Here is a 26,184-nt window from a genome sequence, read left to right as displayed (position 1 = left end):
GTTCACCTGCGTCCGGAATGTCGCTTCCAGGAAATCAGTGAATTTATAAGTCATAGCAGCCTGTCCGATGATATCTGACTTCTGACTGACCTCTTAACCACTCATAACTCATGAAATAAGGGTTGTTATAACGCTGATATTCTGCATAAATCTGCTGAATGCCCTCTTTTCCAGGCTGCCAGTAATTACGCATATCGTCCACATTCCAGTCCGCACCAGCCCAAAGCACAATGTTGTAAATGATGGAGTTAGGGCCATAATTTACGTCAGGAATGTTCGGCGTATACTGGCGGTTGTATTGCAGTGACGAGTTGAATGTCAGCTTTTTAGAGAAATTGTAATCTGCTACAATGTTGAAGTTCGTAATGTTCAGTTTTGTATTCGGCACAATTCCTTTTTGGTGCATATGCGAAGTGGAGAAACGCACATTGTATTTTTCACCAGTCGCGGAAACCGAAATGTTGTTGGTTGACAAAATTCCTGGCTGCAAAAAGCGGCTCAGATTGTCTTTTCCACGCGCAACCCAGGGCGTTCCTTCACGCTTTCCCGTAATCGGGTCAACAGGGCTGTCATATTGCGGGATCAATTGCCCTTCGAATTTTGGCCCCCAGCCGCCATCGTAATCGCCGTCATTCAAACCGCCGCCTTTTCCGTCACCAAATGCATAGCGACCGCGGTCACCAGGTCCGTAAACGTCCTGCACCTTTGGAATGGCGTAAAAGCCGTTATCGACCATTGTTGAAGAATTGAAATCAACAGAAAAGCCACGCTTGTCCTTGGAACCTCTTTTGGTCGTAATCAGGATCGCTCCGTTTTTTCCACGAAAACCATAAAGCGCTGATGCAGAAGCACCTTTCAAAACAGAATAAGTGTCAATGTCATCCGGGCTCACATTCCATGTATCGGAGTTTACAGGCACACCGTCCACAACAAAAAGAACATCGGAATTACCGCGCAATTGCAGGTTAGGCTTGCGAAGCATTTCCTGCTGCAACACCGACCGTCAAACCAGCCACTTTACCAGCCAATGCATTGATTGCGTTGGGTTCCACGAGCCTTAACCGTTGCATTTCCGTCCACAGTTTGAATGGCTACACCAATTCTGCGAACGTCTTTTTTGATACCCAATGCGGTCACAACGACCTCGGTAAGCTGGCGCAGGTCCGCCGTAAGTGAAATGTCGATCACGCTTCTGCCGGCGATCTTAACTTCCTGAGAACTAAAACCTAAGAACGAAAATGTCAGATCGGTCGCTGTTTCAGCCACATCGAGTTTATATTTTCCTTCTGCATCTGTGATCGTTCCATTATTGGAGCCTTTCACAATGATGCTTACACCTGGAATAGGCGCATTATCCTCTTTTGCAATGACCTGACCCGTAATGGTGGTCTGCGCAAAAGCGAATTGAGACAATAGCATGCATGCCAGCAGCAGGCAAGCCGGGTAACTTCGTCTGAGCATTTTCAGCCGAAAAGTCGCGTAAAGAATTTTAATCATGAGCGGGAATCGTTTGGCTTACAATTGATAAAGAGATCCGTCGAATAACTGAATCGATCGAAACACAAAATTCCCGCTTATTTGGCTCAGGCGTGTTAAGTATTTATTAACATTATATAAACAAATCTGCATTCCTTATGGCATGGAATGGCCTGCGAGCCAATCTCAGGAAGCTTTGGTAAAGTAATGTAACCAAGTGTACACAAATGACGTGAGGTTATTAAAGAGTCGAATTTATTTAAAATAAGAATAGCTTGAACAATGCAAAAATTGAAACCTTAATGCATATACGTGGAATCTGATATTTAAATGCTATTAAACTTTCTTGGCATTGTTGAAAAACCTGGCGGTTTGCCAATGATCAGGCATGTATGGAGAAAAAATGAACAGAGGCAGCTAGCCCCGTTACCCCTATGAAGAATATACTATTTAATTGAAAATTAATTACAATTTAACCGGATATATTAGTAGAAAAAAGTGCGAACTTCGCTTTTTAATTGTAAACAATACACTTATTATATCCAATGCGTCATTTGATTCAGAAAGTTTCCCTACTTTTTCTGACTTGCCCGGTTATCGTCATGGGCCAAACAGCGAAAGGAAATTATTCCCTGCTCCCCTTAAAAGATCTCAGTTCATTTGAAAGCACCAGCCCCAACTGGTCCGTACAAGGTGACGTGGCCATTATGCCGAGCGGGACTGCAAAACCTAAAACAACTTCCGGTGAAGGCGTTTTGATCGGCAGCCCCGGCAAACCGCTTACTACAAAAGTGAAAGCAGGCGACATGCGACTGGCTCTGGACTTCATGGTTTCGCCGGGAGCAGAAGGTTACATTGTGCTGCCAGGTGGTCAGAAAGTAAGAATTTCAGACAGCAGCCAGCAGCGCGAAGCCAACGCATCCACTTCCGGGTTCGTCGGACAATTCCCAACACAAAATGCTTCCAAGGCCCCAGGTCTTTGGCAAACGCTTGAACTCGTTTACGATGCAGCGGTTCCCGGCGTAGCGAATTCCGCACGCCTGAATTTGCTTTCGCTGAACGGTGTCACTGTTTTGGAAACAGTTTATTTGCCCAATTCACAAGCAGCCGGCGAAGGCAGACCATTGTCTTTTCAAGTTGATAAAGGCACAATCGCATTCAAAAATGTGGGTTACCAGCTCCTTGCAAGCCGCAAGACGCTGACATTAAACAACCTTGCTTATAAAGTGTATTCCGATAAATGGGATGCAAAAGAATACAGCAAACTGGACCACGAAGGCAAATCTGCCACGCTTACACAGGAGGTCACCAACGGAATGCGTGAATTCCATCTCGTGTACGAAGGCGATATGGATGTGCAGGAAGCGGGTGAATACATTTTCACGACCATTTACTCAGGCCCTGTGCTGAGCCTAGAAGTGGACGGCAAAAGTGTGGTTGAAACGGGTGAAAGCACTTCGCAGGAAACGCATACAGGCACCGTGAACCTGACACAAGGCACGCACAAATTCAAAATTCATTATTCACGTTTTCCATGGAGACAGCCTGCATTGGGCCTTCGCGTGGAAAAATCGGGCATTCGGCCTTACGACTTGCACGTCCTTTCTTCACTTCCCGAGCCTGAGCCGAAACCTTACATCAGCGTAACGCCGGACAAGCAGACCGAAATGGTTCGCTCATTCATTCAGGTCGAAGGTGAAAAATATAAACGCACACATTGCATTTCAGTCGGCACACCGGAAGGATGGGAGCTACACGATTGATCTGAACCGTGGCGCAATGGTGCAGGCATGGCGTGGCCAGTTTGCCAATGTTACCGAAATGTGGTACGAACGCGGCGAGCCGCAATTGCTTTTCCCGGCAGGGCTTACCGTGCACGTTTCTGGCAAAAGCAGCCTGGCATCGCTTGCTGACAAAGCAACTGCATGGCCTGATTCGGCGAACATTAATTTCCTTGGTTACAAGATCAACCCGGAAGGTTATCCGATTTTCCGCTACGCAATGGGCTCAGCAACGGTTAGCGACCAAATTATTCCGAATGAAAAAGGAATGTCCCGCACCTTCACCGTTGAGGGCAAACCCGCTACTCCGATCTATTCACTGCTAGGCTCGGGCAAAAAGATCACTGACCTTAAAAACGGGCTTTTCCAAATCGATAACCGCTATTATATCCAGGTAAATCAAAAAGGCCAGGCTATGGTGAGGCCGGCAGGCGAAAATCAGGAACTGGTGCTGCCTGTTTCCGATTCGGCTAATTACATGATGTTCTGGTAAAAATATTCTTAGATTCCACTCAATGAAAAATATAATTCTAACGACCCTGATATCACTTGGATGTGTCTCGGCGTATGCGCAGTCAAAACCTGGCAAAGAGGATGATTATTATAGAATGATCACCATTCCAATCCCGTGAAGACATTAAAATGGAAGTCGGCGGCATGCAGGTGCTTCCCGACGGCAGACTGGCCACAACCACCCGCCGCGGTGAAGTGTGGCTCATCGGCAACCCTTACCTGAAAGGCGATGGAAAGCCTTCATTTCACCGGTTTGCGTCCGGTTTGCACGAACCATTGGGACTTTTATATCGTGGAAAAGACTTCCTGATTTCACAACGCGGCGAAGTGACTCGACTGGCAGACACTAACAACGACGGTGTTGCGGACGTTTATGATTCTTTCGCAAAGTGGCCATTATCAGGCAATTATCACCAGTATTCTTATGGTCCGGTTGCGATGCCGAATGGTGAATTGCTCGTGACGCTGAACCTGGACTGGGTTGGACGTGGTGCAAGCCAGTCTAAATGGAGAGGCTGGATGCTGAAACTGGGCGAAGACGGCAAACTGACTCTTACGCAACGGGTCTCCGCTCCCCTTCCGGCTTTGGATCTTACAAAGGCGACATTTTTTACACTGAAAACCAGGGCGACTGGGTTGGCTCGGGACGTATGACGCATTTGGAAAAAGGTGATTTTGCCGGAAATCCTGCGGGTTTAAGATGGAGCAAAGAAGAAGGATCACCCGTAAAACTAACGCCTTCTGACATTCCAAACACAGGCGAACCACTTTACGATGTGGCTAAAAAGGTGCCAGGATTGAAGGCTCCGGCGGTCTGGTTCCCGCACACGCTTGTTGGAATCTCAACTTCTGATTTCAAAGAAGATGTTACCAATGGCACTTTCGGACCATTTGCAGGCCAGATGTTCGTAGGCGATCAGGGGCACAGCATTATTACCCGCGTAGATCTTGAAAAAGTGAACGGCGTGTGGCAAGGAACGGTATTTCCTTTCCGTGAAGGATTTATGTCGGGAATTTTGCGGATGGAATGGGACCTAGACGGTTCCATGTTCGTTGGACAAACAAGCCGTGGCTGGTCTGCGACAGGAAAGCAGGAATTCGGAATTCAGCGTTTGGTGTGGACTGGAAAAATGCCGTTTGAAATGAAAACCGTTCGTTCTATGCCGGATGGCTTTGAAATCACATTCACCAGCCCGGTTGACAAAAAGGCCGCTGCTGAGCAGGACGCGTATAAGCTGAACAGTTTTACCTACAAATATCACCAGACTTACGGAAGCCCGATCGTCAATACGCAGGAAGTGCCTTTGAAAGGAATTGTGGTTTCGGAAGATGGTCTGAAAGTTCGTTTGGTGCTGGATCCTGCATTGCTTCGCAAAGGATACATTCACGAGATCAAGGCGGACGGCGTGAAAGGAACGGACGGCAATCCATTGCTTCATGCAACAGGTTACTACACATTGAACGAGATTGCTTCGGGTAATCCGGTGAATGCTGCGGCATTTACAACGACCGTAAAAGCCGTTGCCGTTGACCATAGCGCGCACACGGCGACTGGTGCTGCGGAACCTGCCAATGCTGCACCATCGGCAAAACGCGTTGTAGAAATGCCTGCAAGCTGGACCAATGGCCCTGATCAGACGATCACCATCGGAACTGTGCCGGGTTTGAAATTCGACATTTCGGAAATTCAGGTGAAAGCAGGAAGCCGTGTTAAAATTGTGTTCAACAACAATGATGACATGCTTCATAACCTCGTCATTACGAAGCCAGGAACTGCTAATGCAGTCGGTGAGGCGGGACTTAATCTTGGACTGAAAGGTTCAGAAATGAATTACGTTCCGAAAACGAGTGATGTGCTGTTCCATAGCAACATCGTTGAGCCCGAAAAATCCGAATCCATCTATTTCGTTGCACCAAAACAGGCTGGAACTTACCAGTATGTGTGCACATTCCCAGGACATTACACATTAATGCAGGGAAAATTAAAGGTTACTAAGTAAGACGCCTACCCATTCAGGCTGCCGCGCAACTTCACCGCCCGGCAGCCTGTTTTTTATATCCGATCCCTATTTATTTTTTGAATAAAAGAGCCAGATGCAAGGAGAATAAAACTGCGGCCTGCTTTGATTAGCACAATTCATTGAAATAATAAAACAATGTTAATAGCGCAACGGTTTGCATAGCGAAGAGAACATTTCAAACGTTACTGAGGCCAACATCCTGCTTTGGCAGCGGTTCAAAACCGGCGATTCCGCAGCACTGGGACAGCTCGCTCGAGCTGCATTACCGCGGCACTTTATAATTACGCCACCAAGTTTTCCTCCGACCCCGACTTCATCCGCGATGCCATTCAGGAGCTATATCTTGAACTCTGGGAACGCCGCGAACATCTTTCCGAGACTGCATTTGTGAAATCTTATCTGCTCAAAGCATTGAGGCACAAATTGATAAAGGAAAGTGTGCGCCTGAAACGCTTCCACGAACCCGGTCAGGCAATGTTTGATCCCGAGCATGCAGACTTCCCCATCGAAACGCAGATCATTGCAGACGAGCATTCACATTTTCAATCCAGCCGCCTGAAAAGCATCATCACATTGCTTTCCAAACGCCAGCAAGAGATCATTTATCTTCGTTTTTATCAAAATCTTGACAACGAGGACATTGCGCACATCATGGGCCTCGGCCGCCAAAGCGTATCCAATCTGCTGCACCGCACGCTCAAAGAAATCAGGCAAATTTGGGCACCCGCCGAATTTATCTGGGCCTTACTCCTCTTTTCTGTGCTCTGCTAATGCGCTTCAAATGGCTAAAACAGGCATAATATCATTATTTCAAAAAATATTTTAATTTTTTTGGTTATCGACGGACCAAAAGCTGACATACATATCAAAGACTCAGCTTTGCTATGAAGGATTACCGCGATCAAACGGTTGAAGAACTTGCGACAAATGATATGTTCAGGCAGTGGGTTATTGCGCCTACACCGGAGATCAAGGCATTCTGGGTCAAGTGGATGGCTGAAAATCCAGAGCGGTCGGCTGACATTAATCTGGCACGCGAACTCGTAACCTCAGTCCACGAAATTTACAGCGACGACTTGTCCGAAAATGCACTTAATCGTGAGATAAATGAGATCACGCGTCTGGCTGAACTTAGCAAGAGTCAACAAAAAACAAACATTTATCAATGGCTTAACCGACCTGTCTGGCGCGTGGCCGCGATTTTCTTGCTGGTAACTGGCCTGGGTTATGGCTTGTACAATTTGCAAACTTCACCTGAAATCGCTCCGCTGGCAAGCCCAAAAGCCGTTGCTAATGACGTGGAAATTGTAAGAACAAATGATTCTGATCGCGAAATGACCGTGCTCCTCAGCGACAACAGCGTCGCGACGCTCACGCCGGGAAGCGCAATTCGTTATCCGAAAAAATTTGCAGGAAAAGAGCGCAAAGTAATCCTTACCGGTGAAGCCTTTTTTGATGTCGCCAAAAATCCGCAGCAGCCTTTCTTAGTCTACACCCATGAAACCGTTACCCGGGTTCTGGGAACGAGTTTCCGCGTTAAGGCCCTGGATCAGGACAATACGGTGACGGTGCTGGTGAAAACCGGACGTGTTTCGGTTTATCCAAAAACAGCTTATGAAACATTAAAACAAAGTCCGGAAAAGCAGGTTTCCGTCATTGTGCTGGATCCGAATCAGCAAGCCGTTTTTAACAAAAAAGAAAATAAACTTATAAAAGGGATTGTATTAAACCGGCAACTGCTCTCGGAATTGTCGGTGCAAAAAGAGCTGATCTTCGACGACAAACCTGTATCTCAGGTGTTTAAAACATTGCAGGAAATTTACGACATCAGCATCATCTACGACGCAGCAATCCTCTCCGATTGCAACATCAGCACGCAATTCAGCGACGAAAACCTGAAACAAAGAATGGATGCCATTTGCCAGGCCATTGGCGCCAGCTATGAAACTGTGGACGGCCGGATTGTAATCAGCAGCAAAGGCTGCAACTAGGGCAGTATTTAAGTTCAAACCAACCATACGTATGAAAAAACAGCGACCATTATCCAGGCTACTTCGTAGGGCAAAGACAATATCACTTTACCAACTATTATTTGCCTTTATCTTCGTACAGGTTTCCAAGGCGCACATTGTTGATGCGCAAGACATTCTGAATCAAAAAGTTACTCTCCAGATCAATAATCAAGAAATTAAGACGGTTCTAAACAAGCTTAACAAGCTCACGCAGGTCCGGTTTACTTACAGCTCATCGCTGCTTCGCATGCAGCCAAAGGTTTCTGTTAACGCCGTGGAAAAACCATTGGCGGATGTCTTGGACCAGCTTTTCAGGCCCATTAACATTACTTATAAGATTGAAGGCAAGCAAGTTGTGCTGCTAAAAGGCAATGCTGAATCGGGCAGCGCAATGCCTGCCATTAGCAATAATCAAGCGGTTGACCGCACGATTTCAGGAAAAGTCACGGATGAAAAGGGCCAGCCGCTGCCGGGTGTAAGCATTGTGGTTAAAAGCACAAAAGTGGGAACGGCTACGAACGCGGAAGGAACGTATCAGCTCAGTGTGCCGGATGCGGGTGGCGTTTTGATATTTTCTTATGTAGGTTATTCGCCCGAGGAAATAACGGTTGGCAATCAAAGCACTTACGATCTTTCGATGAAGCCTGATGTGCGGAATCTTGAAATGGTTGTGGTGACGGCACTAGGGATCAAAAGGGACGCAAAAAAGCTGGGTTACTCCACGGCAACGGTTAACACAGAGGAACTTACAACAAACAGAACAACAAACCTCGGCAACAGTTTACAGGGAAAAGTCGCCGGGTTAAATGTGACTCCACCCGCAAGCGGTCCCGGCGGCTCGACCAAGATCCGTATCAGAGGCCAGTCTTCATTTGGCGGGAATAACTCACCATTGATCATTGTAAACGGCATTCCGATCAACAACAGCAGTGTTTCGGCCGGCGGATCAAACGGGAACGGAACAGGAAATCCGACGGGCGGTTCTTCGGATGCGGGTGACGGTTTGCAAAGCATTAACCAGGACGACATTGAGTCGATGACCGTTTTGAAAGGCGCGGCGGCGGCGGCGTTGTATGGTTTTCGGGCCAAAGACGGTGCGATCATTATCACAACCAAAAGCGGAAGCAAAACGACTGGCATAGGCGTCGAGATCAACTCCAACATTCAGGCCCAGCAGGCGCTTGATTACACCGATTTTCAATATGAGTTCGGACAGGGAGAATTTGGAAAACGGCCTACTTCGACCGCAGAGGCACAAAGTTCGGGCGTATTCGCATTTGGCGAGCGCATGGATGGCGCAATGACGCCACAATTTGACGGCTCCACAAAACCCTACTCACCCAATAAAGACCGGATCAAAAACTTTTACCGCACCGGAACAAGCTTCACCAATTCCGTGGCGCTTTCTGGTGGAAACGAGAAGGGAAATTTCAGATTATCGTTCGCCAACACGGATGCGAATGCGATCATGCCGAATTCAGATTACCACAAGAAAATCTTCAATCTGGGCCTGAATTACAAGTTTTCTCCCAAGCTTTCTGCGCAGTTGAATGCCAATTATTCGAACGAATACAACAAGAACCCGCCGCAGATCGGGATCCAGGATATGAATGCGAACACGACCATTTACACGCTTGCAACCAGCATTGATACTGAATGGCTCAAAAACCGAAAGGATGCAAATGGCAACGAAATGCCGCTTTCACGCTTTACCAATCGCAACAATCCTTACTGGGTCGCTTACGACCGTTTCGAGAATGTCCGCCGCGACCGGATCTTCGGAAATACATCGGTTCGCTACGATTTTACGGACTGGTTTTTCGTGCAGGGCCGGATTGGACAAGATTACTACACGCGCCCGTATAATTACAACCGTCCAACGGGAACAAGGTCGATTGGAGCCGTTGCGACGGGTTTTAATGGTTACTATTATCAGGATGTGGCCACCTTTCGCGAGCGTAACCTCGATGTGCTGATCGGCGCAAACCGCACATTTGGTGACTTCGGGATCGACATTACATTGGGTGGAAACCAGATGCAGCAGATCAGCGACAATGTTTCCACTGCCGTCACCAATTTCTACGTTCGTGATCTTTACACCATTGCCAACGGCCAGGTTAAAAATCCGAATTACGGTTACAGCAAGAAGAAGGTCAATTCCATTTACGGAGCCGCCGAGTTTTCTTACAAAGGCTTTTTATTCGTAAATGTGACCGGCCGCAATGATTGGTTCTCTACATTGAATCCAGCTTCAAACAGTTATTTATATCCGTCCGTCAGCGCCAGCTTTGTGTTCAGTCAGGCATTTGCAAACACGCCTAACTGGCTTAATTACGGCAAGTTAAGGGCTGCCTATGCGGAAGTTGGAGGCGATACAGATCCTTATTCCAACAATTTGTATTACGGGATCAACGCAAATCCATTCAATGGAACCGCATTGGGAAATCTTCCTTCGACCATTGCCCCGAATGCGAACCTGAGACCATTAAAAGTGAAAGAAACGGAGGTGGGACTTGAAATGAAAACGTTCGACAGCCGCCTGAACTTAGACGTTTCTTTTTATCGTAAAAGCACCGTCGACGAGATCCTTAATGTCGATATTTCCAACACATCCGGTTTCAGTCAGACGAAAGTGAATGTGGGCAAGCTGAGAAATCAGGGGGTTGAATTTTTACTCACATTCGTGCCGGTCAGAAATGATGGAATTACTTGGGAAACGAGCTTTAACGGAAGCTATAACATTAGTAAAGTGCTTGAACTGGCGGCAGGGCAGCAAAGATTTGACGTAGGAACGGGAGAATTCTTCGGCATTGTTTCCCATGAAGTCGGCAAGCCCCTCGCCTCTCTGCGCGGCTTCGATTACAAGCGGGATGCACAGGGACGCATTGTAACATCGGGCGGATTACCGCAGCAAGGAAGTCTGACAACGTTCGGAAGCGCCATTCCAACCTGGGTAGGCGCCTGGGTTAACACGATCAATGTCAAAGGATTAAGAATCGGAACGCAGATCGATTTCAAAGCCGGCAACAAAATTCTTTCCAATTCCAATCTCAACTTCCTGCGTGAAGGACTTTCCAAACCTTCGCTTGTGGGACGTGAAGGCGGGGTGTTGCTCGAAGGCGTAACGCCGGAAGGTGAGCCGAATGCACAACGCGTTGAAGCGCAGCAGTTTTACACATCTTACCGAAGCACGAACATTGCCGCGCCTTTTGTCTACAAGGGTGCATTTGTGAGATGGAGAACGATTTCGATCGGTTATGACCTGTCGCGGTTTTTGCGGGACAAGACTTTCATAAAAGGACTGAACATTTCAGCGATGTGTAACAATGTGCTCATGATCAAAAAATACATTGACAACCTCGATCCTGAGGCGCAGGTTTCCGCATCCGACAATTTGCAGGGCATAGAAACCCACACATTGCCAACTACGAGAAGTTACGGTTTCAATGTAAACATTAAGCTGTAAAACAAACCTCGGAAGAAGCGTCATTCACTCATTCAAACATTAATATGAAACGGATATTCCTATATATAACGCTCATCAGTATGCTCGCAACGGCCAGCTCGTGCGACAAAGGTTTTGAAGATGTAAACAAAAACCCGGTTCAGGCAACGAGCATTGACCCGGCTTACCTCTTCTCCAACGCCCAATTCGGCTCAGCGATAGCGACGCAGAATTATCAGTTGCAGATCGTGCAGCAGATCAACACGCCTTATACGGGTGTGCTAGAAGGCGGCAATCACAATGCGGTTTCAGACCCGAATTCGAATGCTAATTTCAATTCATTGTATTTACAAAACGGGCCTGTAAACCTGCTTACAACCGTCATTACCGAAACAAAAGACAATCCGGCAAGATCGAACCTGTACAATATGTCAAGGATCTGGAAATCTTACGTGTTCATGGTGTTGGTGGATACATATGGCGACGTGCCCTATTTTGAGGCTGGAAAAGGCTTTTTGGAAGGAATTAATCTGCCCAAATACGATGATCAAAGGCTGATTTACGATGATATCCTGAAAGAACTGGAAGAAGGCACAAAGGGCCTGGACGCCACGAAGGCAATCGAAAGCGGTGATCTTTTTTACAAAGGAAACATTGCACAATGGAAGAAGCTGGGCAATTCACTGCTACTGCGCGCGGGAATGCGCTACTCGAAAGCCGATCCGGCAAAAGCCAAGGCGACGGTTGCAAAAGCCGTTGATCCCGCAAACGGCGGACTGATGACTTCCAATGCGGATAATGCCTTTATTGCATTTAACAGCACATTCAACCACCCGCTTGCCAATTATTTCCAGGGCACGGAACGCGGAAATGTCTATTTGGGAAAAGCATTTGTAGATGCACTTAAAGCGACAAACGACCCGCGTTTACGGGTGATCGCTGTCAAATATGAAACGCCCGGTAACCCGATCGCCACGGCTGGTGCCGAGGATACGACGCCTGCCAGCCAGGAAGGAATGCCTTATGGTTATAACGAATCCACAATTGCCAATGCGCCTGGTTTTCCAGGTAAAATCGGCTCTGCATTCAAATATTCGCAGATCAATCGCAAAACGCTTGGCAAAATCGATGCGCCGGAGTTTTTCATCACTTACGCGCAAACTTCTCTTTTGCTTGCAGAGGCGGTTCAACGCGGATGGGCAACCGGCAATGCAAAGGAACTTTACGAGGCAGGCGTGAAAGCGCATATGGCACAAATGACCACTTACGACGTTTCGGCGGCGATCAGCGCTGCGGCTCAGGACACCTATCTGGCAGCGCAGCCATACACTCCGGCAAAAGCATTGGAACAGATCAACACCCAATATTGGATTGCATCATTCCTGAATGGATCAGAAGCCTGGGCAAACTTCCGCAGAAGCGGTTTTCCCAAATTGCCGGTAAACAATTATCCGGGCAAAGATCCTTCCGTGAAAGACTTTATTCGCAGGCTCGTGTATCCGGTGCGTGAGCGCTCAGTAAATGAAGCCAATTACAAAGAAGCAGTTTCCAGAATGGGCCCTGACGAGCTGGGAACGCCTGTTTTCTGGGACAAATAAGCATTCTATTTAACCAACCATAATCTAACTAACCCTTAATTTCTTTTCTATGCTTAAACAAAATTTGTTTACGGGAGCGCTTGTGCTTTTTGCAATGGTGTCGCAGGCACAAGCCATTTCCCCACCCCCGATCAGATCAAGGCTTACACCGCTGCCTGGAAAGGTGAACGCTCGCCAGACGGCCGTCCCAGGGTGTCAGACGCCATTTTGTCCAGATTAAAAAACATTTCCATGGAAGAAGCATGGGGCGTTTTGCGAAACAAAGGCTACAACAACCAGTTTGAAGGCGACTGGCAGCTGATCTATCCGGACAGCACCATGACCGGACGCGTCGTAACTGCGCAGTATGTGCCTTCCCGTCCTGATTTGCAGGATCTGGTAAAAGAAACGGGTAAAAAAGAAGGCCGTGTGCAAACGGGCGGCACCAATTCCTGGCCCATCGACGTGCTTAAAGAAGGCGATGTTTACGTTGCCGACGGTTATGGAAAAATCGCTGACGGCACATTGATCGGTGATAATCTGGGAAATTCAATTTATGCTAAATCAAAGCGCGGCGTCATCTTCTACGGATCCGTTCGTGACGTGGAAGGTTTGAGCGAGATCAAAGGTTTCAATGCCTGGATCAAAGGTCAGGATCCTTCCTACATCCAGCAAATGATGCTTACCAACATTAACACACCGATCCGGATCGGGCGGGCGATCGTGCTTCCGGGTGACTTGGTGCTTGCTAAAAAATACGGGACGATCTTCATTCCGGCGCATCTGGCGGAGGAACTTGTGCTAACCTCAGAAGTAACGGCATTGCGCGACGAATTTGGTCATTTGCGCTTAAAGGAAGGCAAATACACGCCCGGTGAGATCGATACAAAGTGGTCAGACGCGATCCAGAAGGACTTTTTAAACTGGGTAAACAATTATCCGGGTAAACTGCCCATGACCAAGAAAGAGCTGGACGATTATCTGAAAGAAAGAAATTACTAAGGCCGAAAGACCATTTGCTAACTTCAAATCCAACACTAATGAAAAGCATTTTAAAAGACATCATTGCTTCGAACAAACAAATTGAACAAGCTGAAAAGGCAGCAACAGTTGCCGAGATTAATAACCCTGCAACAAAAGACAGCCGCAGAAACTTTTTGAGAAAAACGGCGGTCGGCGGAATTGCACTGGGCGGTTTTATGTCCATGTCGGCGGAAGACACCATTGCGCAGGCCACTTCCAAGGTAAACCGCGCTTCAAAACCCTCTGAATTGAAAATCACGGACCTCCGCTATTGCGTCGTGCAGAATGTGGGCCGCACGCCAATTCTCCGCATTGACACGAACCAGGGCATTTACGGTCTGGGCGAAGTCCGGGACGGCGCGGATGAGCGTTATGCATTGTTTTTGAAAAGCCATTTGATAGGCCAGAACCCTTGCAATGTGGAAATGATCTTCAAATCCATTAAGCAGTTTGGTTATCATGGCAGGCAGGCGGGCGGCGTTTGCGGTGTGGAAATGGCGCTCTGGGATCTTTGTGGAAAGGCTTATAATGTGCCTTGCTGGCAGCTTTTAGGCGGTCGTTACCGGGATAAGGTGCGGCTTTATGCGGACACGCCTGAATCCAATGATATCAATGAATTTAAAGACAAGATCAAATTCCGGACGCAGGATCAGGGTTACACCTGGCTTAAAATGGACGTTTCGATCGGCATGTTGCGCAATAATGAGAACAGCGTGGTGAACAACAAGTTCTGGGGCGGCGGTTTTTCACAATGGGCAGGCGATTATCATTCCTATGCCAACACAAAACACCCATTCACTGCCATTCAGATCACACCAAAAGGATTGGATGAAATGGCAAAAGTCGTGGAAGACGTGCGCAGCGTTGTAGGTTATGAAATTCCGCTCTCGACAGACCATTACGGTCATTTCGACCTGAATAACGGCATTCGGATGGGAAAAGCATTAGACAAATATCGCCTCGCCTGGTTTGAAGACATGGTTCCGTGGGAATATACGGATCAGTGGAAAACGATCTCCGACGCATTGGAAACGCCGACATTAACAGGTGAAGACATTTATTTGAAAGAAGGTTTTAAAGCATTGATCGACAAACGCGCCGTTGACATTGTGCATCCTGATCTCGCATCGTCGGGCGGTTTATTGGAAACAAAACGCATTGGCGATTATGCAGAAGACAACGGGATTGCGATGGCCATGCACTTCGCGGGAACGCCGGTCAGTTTCATGGCGAATGTGCATTGTGCAGCAGCGACGCAGAACTTCCTCGCACTGGAACACCATTCCGTAGATGTGCCCTGGTGGGAAAGCCTGGTGAAAACGACCGACGGCCGGAAACTGATCGACAAAGGTTACGCGCCCGTTCCGCTGGACGCACCCGGACTTGGCATTGAGCTCAATGAAGAAGAAGTGAAAAAGCATCTTACACCAAAAGACAAGAGCTTCTTCGCCCCTACGCCCGACTGGAACGACAAGCGTTCTCATGACCGGTTATGGAGCTAAAAACGTCCTTTCAGCCCTGTAAAGTCACAAACACTTAACAGGGCTGAAACCCCTTTGTAACCATTATTTTGCTATTTTGCGTTCTTCACACCCATTACTGCTGATGAAGAATATTCGAAATGCACTTTTTTACACGCTTACCATTGGTGTATTTTCTGCCTTGCTTTACTTTTTTATCCGGCAAGGCCAATTTCTTGAAAATGCTGATTTACTGGCTAATAAGCCCATTGTGGAAACCTCTTCCTGGGAACAGTTCATCGACACCTTCGGCCACAACCTTACGCATCCGCTTGCTACACTGCTGTTACAGATCATCACGATCATTATCATTGCCCGGATCTTTGGCTGGCTGTGTAAATCCATCGGGCAGCCGACGGTTATTGGTGAAATAGCAGCCGGGATTTTCCTTGGCCCGTCGTTGCTGGGCATGTATTTTCCTGAATTTTCCAGTTTTCTTTTTCCAAAACAATCACTGGGAAACCTGCAATTTCTGAGTCAGATCGGCTTGATTCTCTTCATGTTCATCATAGGCATGGAACTGGACCTTAAAGTCCTGAAAACGAAGGCGCAGGAAGCGATCGTGATCAGCCACGCGAGCATTATTCTTCCTTTCGCGCTGGGTGTCGGGCTCGCGCTGATCATGTATCAGCAGTTTGCACCGGACGGCATAAGCTTCCTTTCGTTCTCGCTTTTCATTGGCATCGCATTGAGTATCACGGCATTTCCGGTTCTCGCGCGCATTGTACAGGAACGAGGGCTCTCGCGCACCAAGCTCGGAACAATGGTTATCACGTGTGCTGCTACGGACGACATTACGGCCTGGTGCATTCTGGCGGCGGTTATTGCGATTGTTAAGGCGGGATCTTTTGTGAGCTCTATTTATACGATTCTTCTGGCGGCGGCTTATGTTTTGTTCATGCTCAAAGTGCTCAAACCCGTCCTGAAAAGGATTGGCGACCATTATTCTTATCGCGAAGGACTGACCAAGCCCGTCGTTGCGCTGTTCTTCATTATCCTGCTTATTTCAGCCTATTGCACGGAAGTGATCGGCATTCACGCACTTTTCGGCGCGTTTATGGCGGGCGTGATCATGCCCAGCAACCAGAGTTTCCGGAATATTTTTATTGAAAAAGTGGAAGATGTTTCACTGGTCTTACTGCTTCCTCTTTTCTTCGTTTTCACCGGATTAAGGACCCAGATCGGCCTGCTGAATGATCCCTATTTATGGCAGATAACCGGCCTGATCATTGCTGCAGCCGTCACCGGGAAATTTGTTGGAAGCGCGGTTGCGGCACGTTTTGTCAAACAATCGTGGCGCGACAGCCTCATTATCGGCTCTTTAATGAACACGCGCGGATTAATGGAACTGGTCGTGCTGAACATTGGCTACGACATTGGCGTGCTATCGCCCGAAATATTTGCTATGATGGTCATAATGGCGCTCGCGACGACGTGCATGACCGGCCCGGCGCTGGACCTGATCGACCGGTTTATGCCTACCAAAAAATTGGAGGAACTTGCCGCGGTGCATGAAAACGCCCGTTTTTCAATCCTGATCGCATTTGCCAGCCCGCAGGGCGGAAGAAAAATGTTGCGGCTAGCGCGCTATTTTATGCAAAAGCAAATCGATGCGCACCATGTGACGGCGTTGCATTTGTCGCCTAGCAGCTATCTCAATCAGGTTAGCACGGAAGAATATCAGCTCGAAACATTCAGGCCGATCACCGAAGAAGCGGCGCAGCTTGAACTGCCATTTGAATCGTTGTTCAAACCTTCGCAGGACATTGAGCATGACATCATTGAAACGGCCAATGCAGGCGAATACGATATGCTGATGATCGGAATCGGACGCACCGTTTTTGAGGGAACGTTTTTAGGCAAAATCCTTGGTTTCACTTCCAAGATTATCAGTCCCGAGCGACTGTTTGACACCATTACCGGAAAAGAAAAACTCTTCCACGCCGATGTTTTTGACGAACGCACGACGCACATTATAAAATCAGTAAAAGTCCCTGTCGGCATTCTGATAGAGAAAAACCTCAAAAAAGTCGAAGACATTCTGATCCCGATTTTTTCCCCGGCGGATGGATTTCTGATTCAATTTGCCCAGAAGCTCGCTTTGCAGGAAAACATCAGGCTTTCGATCATGGATCCCGCAAACACAGCCGCGGGCGCACCTGACATACATGCCGATTTGCTCGCTATCAATGCTATTGACCCGGACCGGATCAGACTGCTCAACGAAAATGTGCTGGAAAAAGATTTTCTCCAAGGCAAGGATCTGATGATTATCAGTCTCGACAGCTGGAAGAAAGCTGTTGAATCGCACAGCCTGTGGTTGTCACATTCTCCGTCCGTTTTGATCGTTCGGGGTTAGGCTTGTTTTTAAAAGGAATAATAAGTGTTTATTTTACATAAGCGTCGACAGCATTCCAACGATATGATATCCCAGATTAAGAATAGCAGAATTTTCAGTTCCATCAATCCCCAGACGATCCTTTTCTTCTTTCATAATTTCTTTATAAACGTCGGCACAACGCTTGTTTACGTTTCGGCCAACGTGCTTTTGCTTGAAAACCATCCGGAATCTTCGCTGCCTATCGCCTATGTGGCCGCTGCTATTGCGGTAATGATTGCGGGGAAATCTATGAACATTTTGAACATCATCTCGTTCTCAAACGGCTAAGCCTCGGGACAATGCTTTCCTCATTGTTCATGGTCGTTGTCGTTATGGGTTTGCTTTGGGCAGGGCACGGCATCGCGACAGCGATTGCCATAATGGTGGGTTACAGGATCATTTATCTCCTAATTAACCTTGAATTCTGGGGACTTTCCGCGCTGGTTTTTGACGTCAGGCAAAGCAAAAGATTGTTCAGTGTAATTGGTTCGGGCGATATGCCGGCAAAAGCATTGGGTGCGGTTTTGGCCGTTTTGATCCATTCGCCTTCTGTTTTGATGATCTTGCTGGTGATTTCACTGGTGTTTTTTGCGCTTGCTTTTTACACGCAGATCCTCACCTTTCGCTTCACCGACATTCCTAATCCGCATCATGCCCGGCCAAGGCAAATGAATGCTTCCGATTCGAAGATCATTCAAAAATACTTTGGCGGAAACAAGCTTTTGACCTCCCTATGCCTTGGAATGGTGGCCATTGCAGCCGCGGCGACGTGGATTGAATATCATTTTTTTGTCAATGTCAAATACAAATTTCACAGCCAGCACGATGTGATTGTCTTCGTCGGAACATTGCTGACGATCACTTATGTCATTTCAACATTCGTCAAGTTGATATTTTCTGGTCGGACCGTGGAGCGTTTCGGTGTAAAACTGACGCTGTTTCTTTTGCCGCTGACGACGATATTTATCTCACTTGGCCTGCTTATTTCGTCCTATTTCCGGAAAGATGAGCCTTCATTACTGGTGTATTATTGCGCGGCTTACCTGCTTTTCGAGCTCGTTAGACGGACCATTTTCGATCCTGTTTTTCTTGTGCTTTTTCAGCCTTTGTCAACAAAAACGTGTTTGAAAGGCCACACGCTAGCGAAGGGTCTGTTCGAACCGCTGGGCATGCTCATTGCCGGCGGGCTGCTATGGATCATTTATACACAGAAATTAAGCAACATCAGCCTGACATTTGACTTGTCGCTGCTCTTCGCCGTAATTGCGCTGCTGATTTTCAGGAAAGCTTACGGACATTACATTCAGGAGCTGAAAAGTGCGATCAGCAAAAGGTTTATCAGGAGCGGGGAAATGGCCTCTCCTTCCGAAGCATTGCCGATCATTACTGAAAACCTGAAAAGCGATCGCAAAGAAGAAGTCCTTAATGCGATCGATTGGCTGGCTAAAAACAAAGAATCCATTTTCAGAAAAAACGTAGATTTTCTGTTGAAAAATCCGATTACTGCGGTCAGGCTGAAAACGCTGCAAACATTAGCGACACTTGAAAAGCCTGAACTTTCGGACACGTTCCTAAAATACATTGAGCTGGAACCGGACACCGCTTGTCAGACGCTCGCCGTCCGGATCGCAGCCTCGAAGTCGCAGCTTACGGATGAGCAGCTTGCGCGATTCCTTTCGCACGAAGATCTGGACATTGTAAAAGGATCGATCTTGGGCAGTTTCGAAGCGGGCAGAGCATTGCCGCTTATATACGGAACATTGCGCCGATTGTTCGAATCGGAACAGGAAGATGCGCAGCTTATTGCGTTGGATTGTGTGGCGATAATGGGTATGAAAGCAAGCGAAGAATATGTGAAATTGTGTTTGCGCAACGGCTCAGAAAAAGTCCGCAACCGCGCTTTGGAAGTTGCCGCGACCGTCGGCTCACCTCAGCTTTTGCGCGAATTAAAACCCTTGTTAACCGGCTCTCTTTCCCGGTCAACCGTCACTTCTCTGATCCGTTCAGGTGATCCGGGCATACGCATTGTTGAAGAATGGTTACGCGATGACCGTGCACATGACCGCATCAAAACGCTCATTAAAGTTGCAGAAAAAACGAAACACGAATTTATACTTCAAATACTTTTTAAACTAATCAAAAGTATTTACCAGAATAACCTTTTAATAAAAACAGAAAGCGATATACATTTAAATAAGATAGATACATATGGGCACAGAAGTGCGCTGAAAGCATTGACAAATTATACATTAGTCGATGATTATAAGCCGGTTATATCTGAGTTTGTCGAGAAAGAGCTTTTCCATGCTTCCATGATTTTGAATGGTATGGACGATGTTGAAGAGAATTCCAGCTGGAATGCGACACTGGCTTATGAGTTGCAACTGACCAGTCAGCGTCTGTTTTACCTTTTTATGATGCAGTATGACAAGGACGCTGTGCAGAATGCCTGGAAAGGAATCAGACATGCTTCGAAAGAGAAAAGAGCGAATTCACTGGAGATGATCGAGAGCCTTTTGCCGCGCACGCTCTACCCGCTTTTACACGCATTGTTCGAAGACATTTCGATCACGAAAAAGCGTGAAGCACTGCGCCAGTATATCGGCAACCAGGAACCTGTCGGCTCGATCATTGATTACATTTTAACGAAGAGAGAACAGCTCTTCACCGAGTGGACTGTTACACTGGCGGTCCAGCGTGCAGATGTAAATACGGAGCATGAACTGCTGAAAGAACTGTCCGGACATTCAGCGAAATTAATCCGCGAAGCAGTGCATCATAAACTGAACCCGCTCGCAAAAACAACAAGCATTAACCTCACCGCCGACCCAATGAAACACGCAGAAGCTGCTCAGCAAATCTCAGAAATGGAAAGAGTGATTGTCTTGAAAAACACACAGCTTTTTTCACAAACACCCGAAAACGTGCTCAGCTCCATTGCGCCGATCATGAAAGAGATCACTTACAGCGACGGGCAGGAGATCTTCGCAAAAGGCGATCCGGGCGATTCGATGTACATTATATACACCGGCCAGATCGGGATTTATGATGGCAAGAAACAACTGGCGCTGTTTGATAAGGGTGAGATTTTTGGCGAACTGGCATTGCTCGACGCCGAACCCCGTTCCGCGACCACGGTGGCCGAAACGGATTCACTTGTTTTCCGAATTGATCAGGAAGACTTCTTTGAACTCATGGAAGAGCGCGATGAAATATTGAAGAATGTGCTGCGGATTCTTTGTCAGCGCATCCGGGCGCAAAATGAGAAAATGCGCTTGTTATAACAGTTTTTGAAGGTTTTCATGCTTCATGGCGTCGCGCAAATTACGCGCAGATTGTGTCCAATATTGGTGATTACGGATGAATTTCACCTGAACCTCATTCCATGAATCCACATCCGAAACCATGTCCCGGGCCTTTAATTCCTCAAATAGCGTGGCTGCAATCGGTTCAAAATCATTCCTGCCAAGATAGTCGAGGTCAGCATCGCAAATGATTTGTTCCAGAATTGTTTGTGGCGCTTGTGGGATTTTGGTCGCCATAATGATGCCGCAGATTGTGTCAAGTTGATCAGCCGTGTAGCCGAATCCGGTCAACGCCGTTCTTGCAATCAGACAGCTGGATTCCTCGTGCCCGTGATAAGCATTTAAAAAGCCCGAATCGTGATAATATGCGGCAGTTTCAAGCAATGCGAGCGCCTCGTCATCGTGTAGGCCTTCCAGTTTGGCAAGGTTCAATGCTGCATTCGCAACGTCAAGTGTGTGATGCAGGCCGTGGTAAAAAAGGGTTTCTGACAAATGCGACCGTAGCTGCTCAACAATGTAAGCTTTTGCTTCTGCGAGATTCATGCTTATTCCAAAACTTCGTAGATCTTCACCGGATTCGCCTTATTTTTTAACACAACCTCACCGACCAGATTGCAGTGAAATGCCTCCTTAACCTGTAAATAAGCCGATTCCGGCAATAAAACCTGGCCTGGCTTGGCGGCACTTTGCAGCCGTTGCGCCACATTAACCGCATCGCCGATGACCGTGTAATCGAGCCGCTTCAAAGCCGCTGACCCAATGTTCCCGGAAACCATTTCTCCCGAATTAATGCCGATTGAAACCTGAGGGAAATAAGCAGAATGTCCGCTAAGCTCGTCTTTAAAACCGTCTATCTGATTGCGGACCGCAAGTGAAGATTCAATGGCGCGGTCGAGGTGATATTCTCCGCGGAAAACGGCCATAACGGCGTCTCCCATAAACTTGTCGACCAGTCCGCCTTGTGCAATGATCTCTTTCACCATCACATCAAAATATTTATTGATCAGCTTAACAACAAGGTCAGCAGGCTCTTTTTCCGAAATCGAAGTGAAGCCGCACATATCCATGAAAACGACCGTGGCTTCAATATTTTCACTCGTCATCAGTGACTTCTCAAATGCATCCTGCGTCATGAATTGTAGCACAGAGGAATCGACATACATTCTCAGAATATCATTCTCACGCACTGCACGAAGCGTTTCCCGGAGCTGTGATACATAGGCCAATGTCTTTTCCATTGTCACTTCAAGATCCTTGAAATCAATGGGTTTGGTCAAAAAATCAAACGCTCCACGGTTCATGGCCGTGCGAATGTTGTCCATATCGCCATAAGCCGACACAATCACGGATTTGAGGATCGGGCTCAGCTCGCCAAGCCGAATGAGCAAAGTCAGCCCATCCATTTCCGGCATATTAATGTCGCTGAGCACCATGTCGACGTCGGGATGTTCGACAAGCGCTTCGAGGGCTTTATAGCCGTTTTCAGCAAATATAAATTCATATTCCTGCTCGCGGATCTGCCTTCTGAACTTCTGCTTGATCAGCAATTGCAAATCAGCCTCATCATCCACTACCAGTATTTTGGCTTTCATAAAGTTTTGAGCAATTTCTCTTTCAATTCAATAAAATTAACTGGCTTCGTCAAAAAGTCGTCCGCGCCAAGCTCCATGGCCTGATCATGATTTTCGCGGTCGCCATAAGCTGTTATCATCATCACTTGTGGCGGAGCGGCAGGAAATTCCTTTCGGATCGTTTTCAATAACTCAATGCCGCTCATGCCCGGCATATTAATGTCCGACAAAATCATCACCACTTCCGAAGGATGGTCGGCCAGGAAATTCAATGCCTGCTCACCCGAGAATGCAAAAGAAAACTCGAACTGTGCGTTACGGATCTCCTTTCTGAATTTCTGTTCAAAAAGCGACTTAACGTCTTCCTCGTCGTCTACTACCAGTATTTTCATATTTTAATTATAAAGCGTGCTGTCTGTCAGGCAATTGGAATGGTAATCTTGAATTCTGTCCGCTCTCCGGAATCGTCTCCACATCAAGCGTTCCGCCGTGCGCATTGGTGATAATGTCGTAGCTCATCGAAAGTCCAAGGCCCGTTCCCTGACCGGTGGGTTTGGTTGTAAAAAACGGCTGGAATATCTTTGCCTTCACACTGTCCGGCATCCCGGTCCCATTGTCTATAACCCTGACATATAATTTATTAGCAAATTTCTTGGTGGAGATTTTGACCTCAGGCCGGTAATCATTCAAATTGCCGGATTCAGTAAGCAAGCGTTTTTTTTCTGCCACGGCGTAAAATGCATTGGTAAAAAGGTTGAGAAAAACCCGGCCCAGATCCTGCGGCATGACCAACACTTTGCCAATTGTAGGATCGAAATCGGTCACCAACGCTGCATTGAATTCCTTGTCTTTTGCACGCAGGCCGTGATACGCAAGCCGCATATATTCGTCTGCCAGCGAGTTAATTTCCACAGCTTCCTTCTCACCAGAAGATGCGCGGGAATGCTGCAACATCCCTTTTACAATAGAATCTGCACGCTTGCCGTGGTGCGTTATTTTCTGTTGATTTTGGCTTAAATCGGCGATAATGCCTTTGATATAGTCCTTATCCGAATCCGGGATTTCAGTTTTATCGACTTCTTCTTCCAATTCTTGGCAAAGCTCAACGGACACTTCCGAAAAGTTATTGACAAAATTGAGCGGATTTTGAATCTCGTGTGCGATGCCGGCCGTCAGTTCCCCCAGCGAAGCCATTTTCTCGCTCTGAATGAGCTGGTTCTGAGTGGATTTAAGTTCTTCAATTGCTTTTTGTAACTCCTCTTTTTGCAATGTAAGCTCTTGTGTGCGTTCGGCAACGAGATATTCCAGTGACTCCTTTTGCGCTTTGCTAGCAAGTTCTTCACGCAGTCTTTCTTCCCGTTCTTTAAGTAAAATCTTACGCTGCTTCTGCGCATAAAACCAGATCACGAAGCACAACAAGAATGTAAAAAGCTTGGCAATGCTGATCCAATCGTCGTATGAATCATGGAATTTGGGGGCAGCAAGTTCAATAATGTCACTCGCAACGGACACCACTATAAACGGGATCACGGATTGCACAACTGACTTGATCGGTGCAAATTCCTCCTTAGTATAGAGAACGAAGACGAGGATGATGAGATAGAAATGCCATATCCATTTGAAAAATTCGGGTGTGTCCGTTGCATAAAAAGTGGCGATCAGCGCAACGGCCCCATACCGTGCATAAACCAGCAGCTTGTCCCAATGCGGGAGTGCCGTGGCTGTTTGCATGGAAGAACGAACATACTGGATCAGAAACAACGAGACGAGAAAGTAATCCATGCAGGTTAGAAATGCAGTTTTTCCTTTTTTAAGAGAATGTTAATTTCTCAGCAAAGTAATTATTTTCTGCCAATTTACTAGCCAGCCGCTTACTATGGCCGCATTTGCTTACACTCGTTCAAACATATTGCCTGTCTGCCACGATCTTAATGTCCTTCACTTCAAGTATTTTCTTGTCATAACCAAATTGTGTAACCTTGATCATCGCCTGCCCGACCTGCGCCAATGTTGACACGGTGTTTGGCAAGATCACTTTGAAAATTGGAAAAAGCCATGAAACATACTTTACAAAAGGCAGCACGTTTTTGAGACCGGGCGTAGGATGAATGTAACCTGGGCGAAATGCAAAGACTTGTCGGAAAGGCAGTTTCATCAAATCATTTTCCGTCTTACCCTTCACACGAGCCCACATGGAACTGCCTTTTTCGGTGCTGTCCGTGCCAGCGCCAGAGACGTAACAGAATGTCATTTCCGGATTGTGTTGCGCCAGCGTCTCTGCAAATTGCAATGTCAAATCATAAGTAACCTTCCGATATTCCGGCTCCTTCATGCCGATCGACGAAACACCCAGGCAGAAATAACAAGCATTGTAACCTGTTAATTGGCTTGCTATCGGGCTTAAATTGAAAAAGTCACTGTGAATAATCTCTTTGAGTTTTGGATGCGAGATGCCGGACGGCTTCCTGTTAATGATCAAAACCGCCTCCACCGCATCGCTTTCGAGACATTCATGCAAAACGCCTTCACCGACCATCCCGGTAACGCCGGTGACGATCGCTCTTATCTTTGTTGAGTTCATGGTTATCTGATTTTGTTAAAAGAGATTGTGAGCCTGAGCAAAATGCCCAGGCTCACAAATGCGCTGCTTACGCGACGTCGTCTTCCGTAAATGTATCCTAAACACTTTCGGTTTCAAAGTCGGTGGAAACCGTAACCGCTTTCCATTTTTCGAGCTCTGCCTGCAATGCGGCGATCTTGCTGTTTGCGAGCGCAAATGCGTCGCTGCCCAGGAACAGGTGCATCGGCGGGTTGGACTCAGATGCGATGCGGATCATTGCATCGGCCGCTTTCTCGGGATCACCTTGCTGCTTTCCGTTTATCTCATTCTGATGCGCGTTTTGCGAATCGCGCACTTCTTTATATTCCGCGATTTCATTTTTCGGAAGGCCGATAGATGATTCCGTAAGGAAATTGGTCCTGAAAATAACCCGGCTCCACAACGGTTACATGCACACCGAATGACCTTACTTCCTCAGCCAATGCTTCGGACAGCCCGTTAACTGCAAATTTCGTAGCACAATAAGCTCCAAATCCAGGGAAATTGCCGACAAAACCGCCTATTGAAGAAATGTTAAAAATGTGACCGGAACGCTGATCACGCAGATAGGGCATTGCTTTGCGAATGACGGTGAAGACGCCGAACACATTTATCTCGAAATTCTCACGCACTTCCTGATCCGTCAGCTCCTCAACGCTTCCCAGCAGTCCATAACCTGCATTATTTACGATAATGTCCAGCCGGCCGAAATGTGCGACGGTCTTCTCAATTGCTTCCTGAATGCTTGTTTCGCTTTTCAGATCCACTGCGAGCGGCAGAAAAAGATCGCTGTCGTGACCAACGGCTTTTTTCAGATCTTCTAAATTTCTTGAAGTTGCTGCAACGCTTATTCCGTTAGCCAGCAGTTTTTGAACCAAAGTAAGCCCCAAACCCTTTGAAGCACCTGTTACGAACCAAATTTTGTTAGTATCCATTGTTTTTGCTTGTTTTTATTGACAAG

20 protein-coding genes and 2 pseudogenes (1 of these 22 running past the window's edge) are annotated in these 26,184 nt (G+C 47.1%); 12 read left to right on the top strand and 10 right to left on the bottom strand.

The genetic code is table 11. The features are described 5' to 3' along the window. The 3 genes in view from AC0IYG_RS16915 to AC0IYG_RS16905 are tightly spaced (at most 35 nt apart) and all read right to left on the bottom strand, a layout consistent with a single transcriptional unit that may run on beyond the window. Positions 1 to 54: the 5' end (the start) of a hypothetical protein gene (locus AC0IYG_RS16915; protein WP_471712312.1), read on the bottom strand. Its footprint begins 183 nt before the window's first position; the window shows 54 of its 237 coding nt (coding positions 1–54); it begins with the start codon at positions 52 to 54; the stop codon falls past the left edge of the window. Continuing rightward, positions 44 to 982 (bottom strand): TonB-dependent receptor plug domain-containing protein, encoded by a 939-nt coding sequence (locus AC0IYG_RS16910; protein ID WP_471712311.1) that lies wholly within the window; start codon positions 980 to 982, stop codon positions 44 to 46. Before AC0IYG_RS16910 ends, AC0IYG_RS16915 begins: the two co-directional genes overlap by 11 nt. Before the next feature lie 35 nt (positions 983 to 1,017). Next, a complete protein-coding gene (locus AC0IYG_RS16905) occupies positions 1,018 to 1,497 on the bottom strand; it encodes a carboxypeptidase-like regulatory domain-containing protein (protein ID WP_471712310.1) in 480 nt (159 codons plus the stop codon). A 524-nt stretch (positions 1,498 to 2,021) separates the two neighbouring features. On the opposite strand from AC0IYG_RS16905, the gene AC0IYG_RS16900 reads away from it, so the two are divergent. From AC0IYG_RS16900 to AC0IYG_RS16845, 12 genes and pseudogenes are all read left to right on the top strand, one after another. Continuing rightward, entirely contained in the window at positions 2,022 to 3,239 is a 1,218-nt protein-coding gene (locus AC0IYG_RS16900) for a 3-keto-alpha-glucoside-1,2-lyase-like domain-containing protein (RefSeq protein ID WP_471712309.1), read from the top strand. Then, the gene (locus AC0IYG_RS16895; protein ID WP_471712308.1) at positions 3,172 to 3,750 is read left to right on the top strand and encodes a hypothetical protein; all 579 of its coding nucleotides are present in this window, start codon (positions 3,172 to 3,174) and stop codon (positions 3,748 to 3,750) included. The genes AC0IYG_RS16900 and AC0IYG_RS16895 overlap by 68 nt, the downstream gene beginning before the upstream one ends. 22 nt (positions 3,751 to 3,772) lie before the next feature. Then, a pseudogene (locus AC0IYG_RS16890) lies at positions 3,773 to 5,770 on the top strand (plastocyanin/azurin family copper-binding protein). A 225-nt stretch (positions 5,771 to 5,995) separates the two neighbouring features. Continuing rightward, entirely contained in the window at positions 5,996 to 6,562 is a 567-nt protein-coding gene (locus AC0IYG_RS16885; RefSeq protein WP_471712307.1) for an RNA polymerase sigma factor, read from the top strand. A 113-nt stretch (positions 6,563 to 6,675) separates the two neighbouring features. Next, entirely contained in the window at positions 6,676 to 7,782 is a 1,107-nt protein-coding gene (locus AC0IYG_RS16880; protein WP_471712306.1) for a FecR family protein, read from the top strand. Between the two features lie 31 nt (positions 7,783 to 7,813). Next, complete coding sequence (locus tag AC0IYG_RS16875; RefSeq protein ID WP_471712305.1) at positions 7,814 to 11,269, top strand: SusC/RagA family TonB-linked outer membrane protein; 3,456 nt, start codon at positions 7,814 to 7,816, stop codon at positions 11,267 to 11,269. Positions 11,270 to 11,313: 44 nt separating this feature from the next. Next, positions 11,314 to 12,846, top strand: coding sequence for a SusD/RagB family nutrient-binding outer membrane lipoprotein (locus tag AC0IYG_RS16870; protein ID WP_471712304.1), 1,533 nt, complete (start codon positions 11,314 to 11,316; stop codon positions 12,844 to 12,846). A 49-nt stretch (positions 12,847 to 12,895) separates the two neighbouring features. Continuing rightward, positions 12,896 to 13,827, top strand: a pseudogene (locus AC0IYG_RS16865) (RraA family protein). A gap of 38 nt (positions 13,828 to 13,865) precedes the next feature. Then, positions 13,866 to 15,350, top strand: a complete 1,485-nt coding sequence (locus tag AC0IYG_RS16860) for a mandelate racemase/muconate lactonizing enzyme family protein (protein ID WP_471712303.1) — start codon at positions 13,866 to 13,868, stop codon at positions 15,348 to 15,350. Between the two features lie 103 nt (positions 15,351 to 15,453). Beyond that, positions 15,454 to 17,727 carry a cation:proton antiporter domain-containing protein gene (locus AC0IYG_RS16855; protein ID WP_471712302.1) on the top strand — a complete coding sequence of 758 codons (2,274 nt, stop codon included), beginning with the start codon at positions 15,454 to 15,456 and terminating at the stop codon, positions 17,725 to 17,727. A 63-nt stretch (positions 17,728 to 17,790) separates the two neighbouring features. Then, positions 17,791 to 18,036, top strand: a complete 246-nt coding sequence (locus AC0IYG_RS16850) for a hypothetical protein (RefSeq protein ID WP_471712301.1) — start codon at positions 17,791 to 17,793, stop codon at positions 18,034 to 18,036. Positions 18,037 to 18,047: 11 nt separating this feature from the next. Further along, a complete protein-coding gene (locus tag AC0IYG_RS16845; protein WP_471712300.1) occupies positions 18,048 to 21,032 on the top strand; it encodes a cyclic nucleotide-binding domain-containing protein in 2,985 nt (994 codons plus the stop codon). On the opposite strand, the gene AC0IYG_RS16840 is transcribed toward AC0IYG_RS16845, so the two are convergent. The 7 genes from AC0IYG_RS16840 to AC0IYG_RS16810 all read right to left on the bottom strand — a co-directional run bounded on the left by AC0IYG_RS16840 (position 21,027) and on the right by AC0IYG_RS16810 (position 26,158). Continuing rightward, on the bottom strand, positions 21,027 to 21,596 hold the full coding sequence (locus AC0IYG_RS16840) for an HD domain-containing protein (protein WP_471712299.1): 570 nt from the start codon (positions 21,594 to 21,596) through the stop codon (positions 21,027 to 21,029). The two genes, AC0IYG_RS16845 and AC0IYG_RS16840, sit on opposite strands and share 6 nt — an antisense overlap. A gap of 2 nt (positions 21,597 to 21,598) precedes the next feature. Next, a complete protein-coding gene (locus AC0IYG_RS16835; protein WP_471712298.1) occupies positions 21,599 to 22,645 on the bottom strand; it encodes an adenylate/guanylate cyclase domain-containing protein in 1,047 nt (348 codons plus the stop codon). Next, on the bottom strand, positions 22,642 to 23,016 hold the full coding sequence (locus tag AC0IYG_RS16830) for a response regulator (RefSeq protein WP_471712297.1): 375 nt from the start codon (positions 23,014 to 23,016) through the stop codon (positions 22,642 to 22,644). The genes AC0IYG_RS16835 and AC0IYG_RS16830 overlap by 4 nt, the downstream gene beginning before the upstream one ends. Before the next feature lie 7 nt (positions 23,017 to 23,023). Next, entirely contained in the window at positions 23,024 to 24,406 is a 1,383-nt protein-coding gene (locus AC0IYG_RS16825) for a sensor histidine kinase (RefSeq protein ID WP_471712296.1), read from the bottom strand. Between the two features lie 118 nt (positions 24,407 to 24,524). After that, positions 24,525 to 25,205, bottom strand: coding sequence for a Rossmann-fold NAD(P)-binding domain-containing protein (locus AC0IYG_RS16820; RefSeq protein ID WP_471712295.1), 681 nt, complete (start codon positions 25,203 to 25,205; stop codon positions 24,525 to 24,527). Positions 25,206 to 25,302: 97 nt separating this feature from the next. Further along, positions 25,303 to 25,539 (bottom strand): hypothetical protein, encoded by a 237-nt coding sequence (locus tag AC0IYG_RS16815; RefSeq protein WP_471712294.1) that lies wholly within the window; start codon positions 25,537 to 25,539, stop codon positions 25,303 to 25,305. 19 nt (positions 25,540 to 25,558) lie between these two features. Then, entirely contained in the window at positions 25,559 to 26,158 is a 600-nt protein-coding gene (locus AC0IYG_RS16810; RefSeq protein WP_471712293.1) for an SDR family oxidoreductase, read from the bottom strand. Between the last annotated feature and the right edge of the window lie 26 nt (positions 26,159 to 26,184).

Source organism: Dyadobacter sp. AC419 (genome assembly GCF_979253085.1).
Note: the sequence above shows the minus strand (reverse complement) of the source record. Positions and strands in the feature narration are given on the sequence as shown.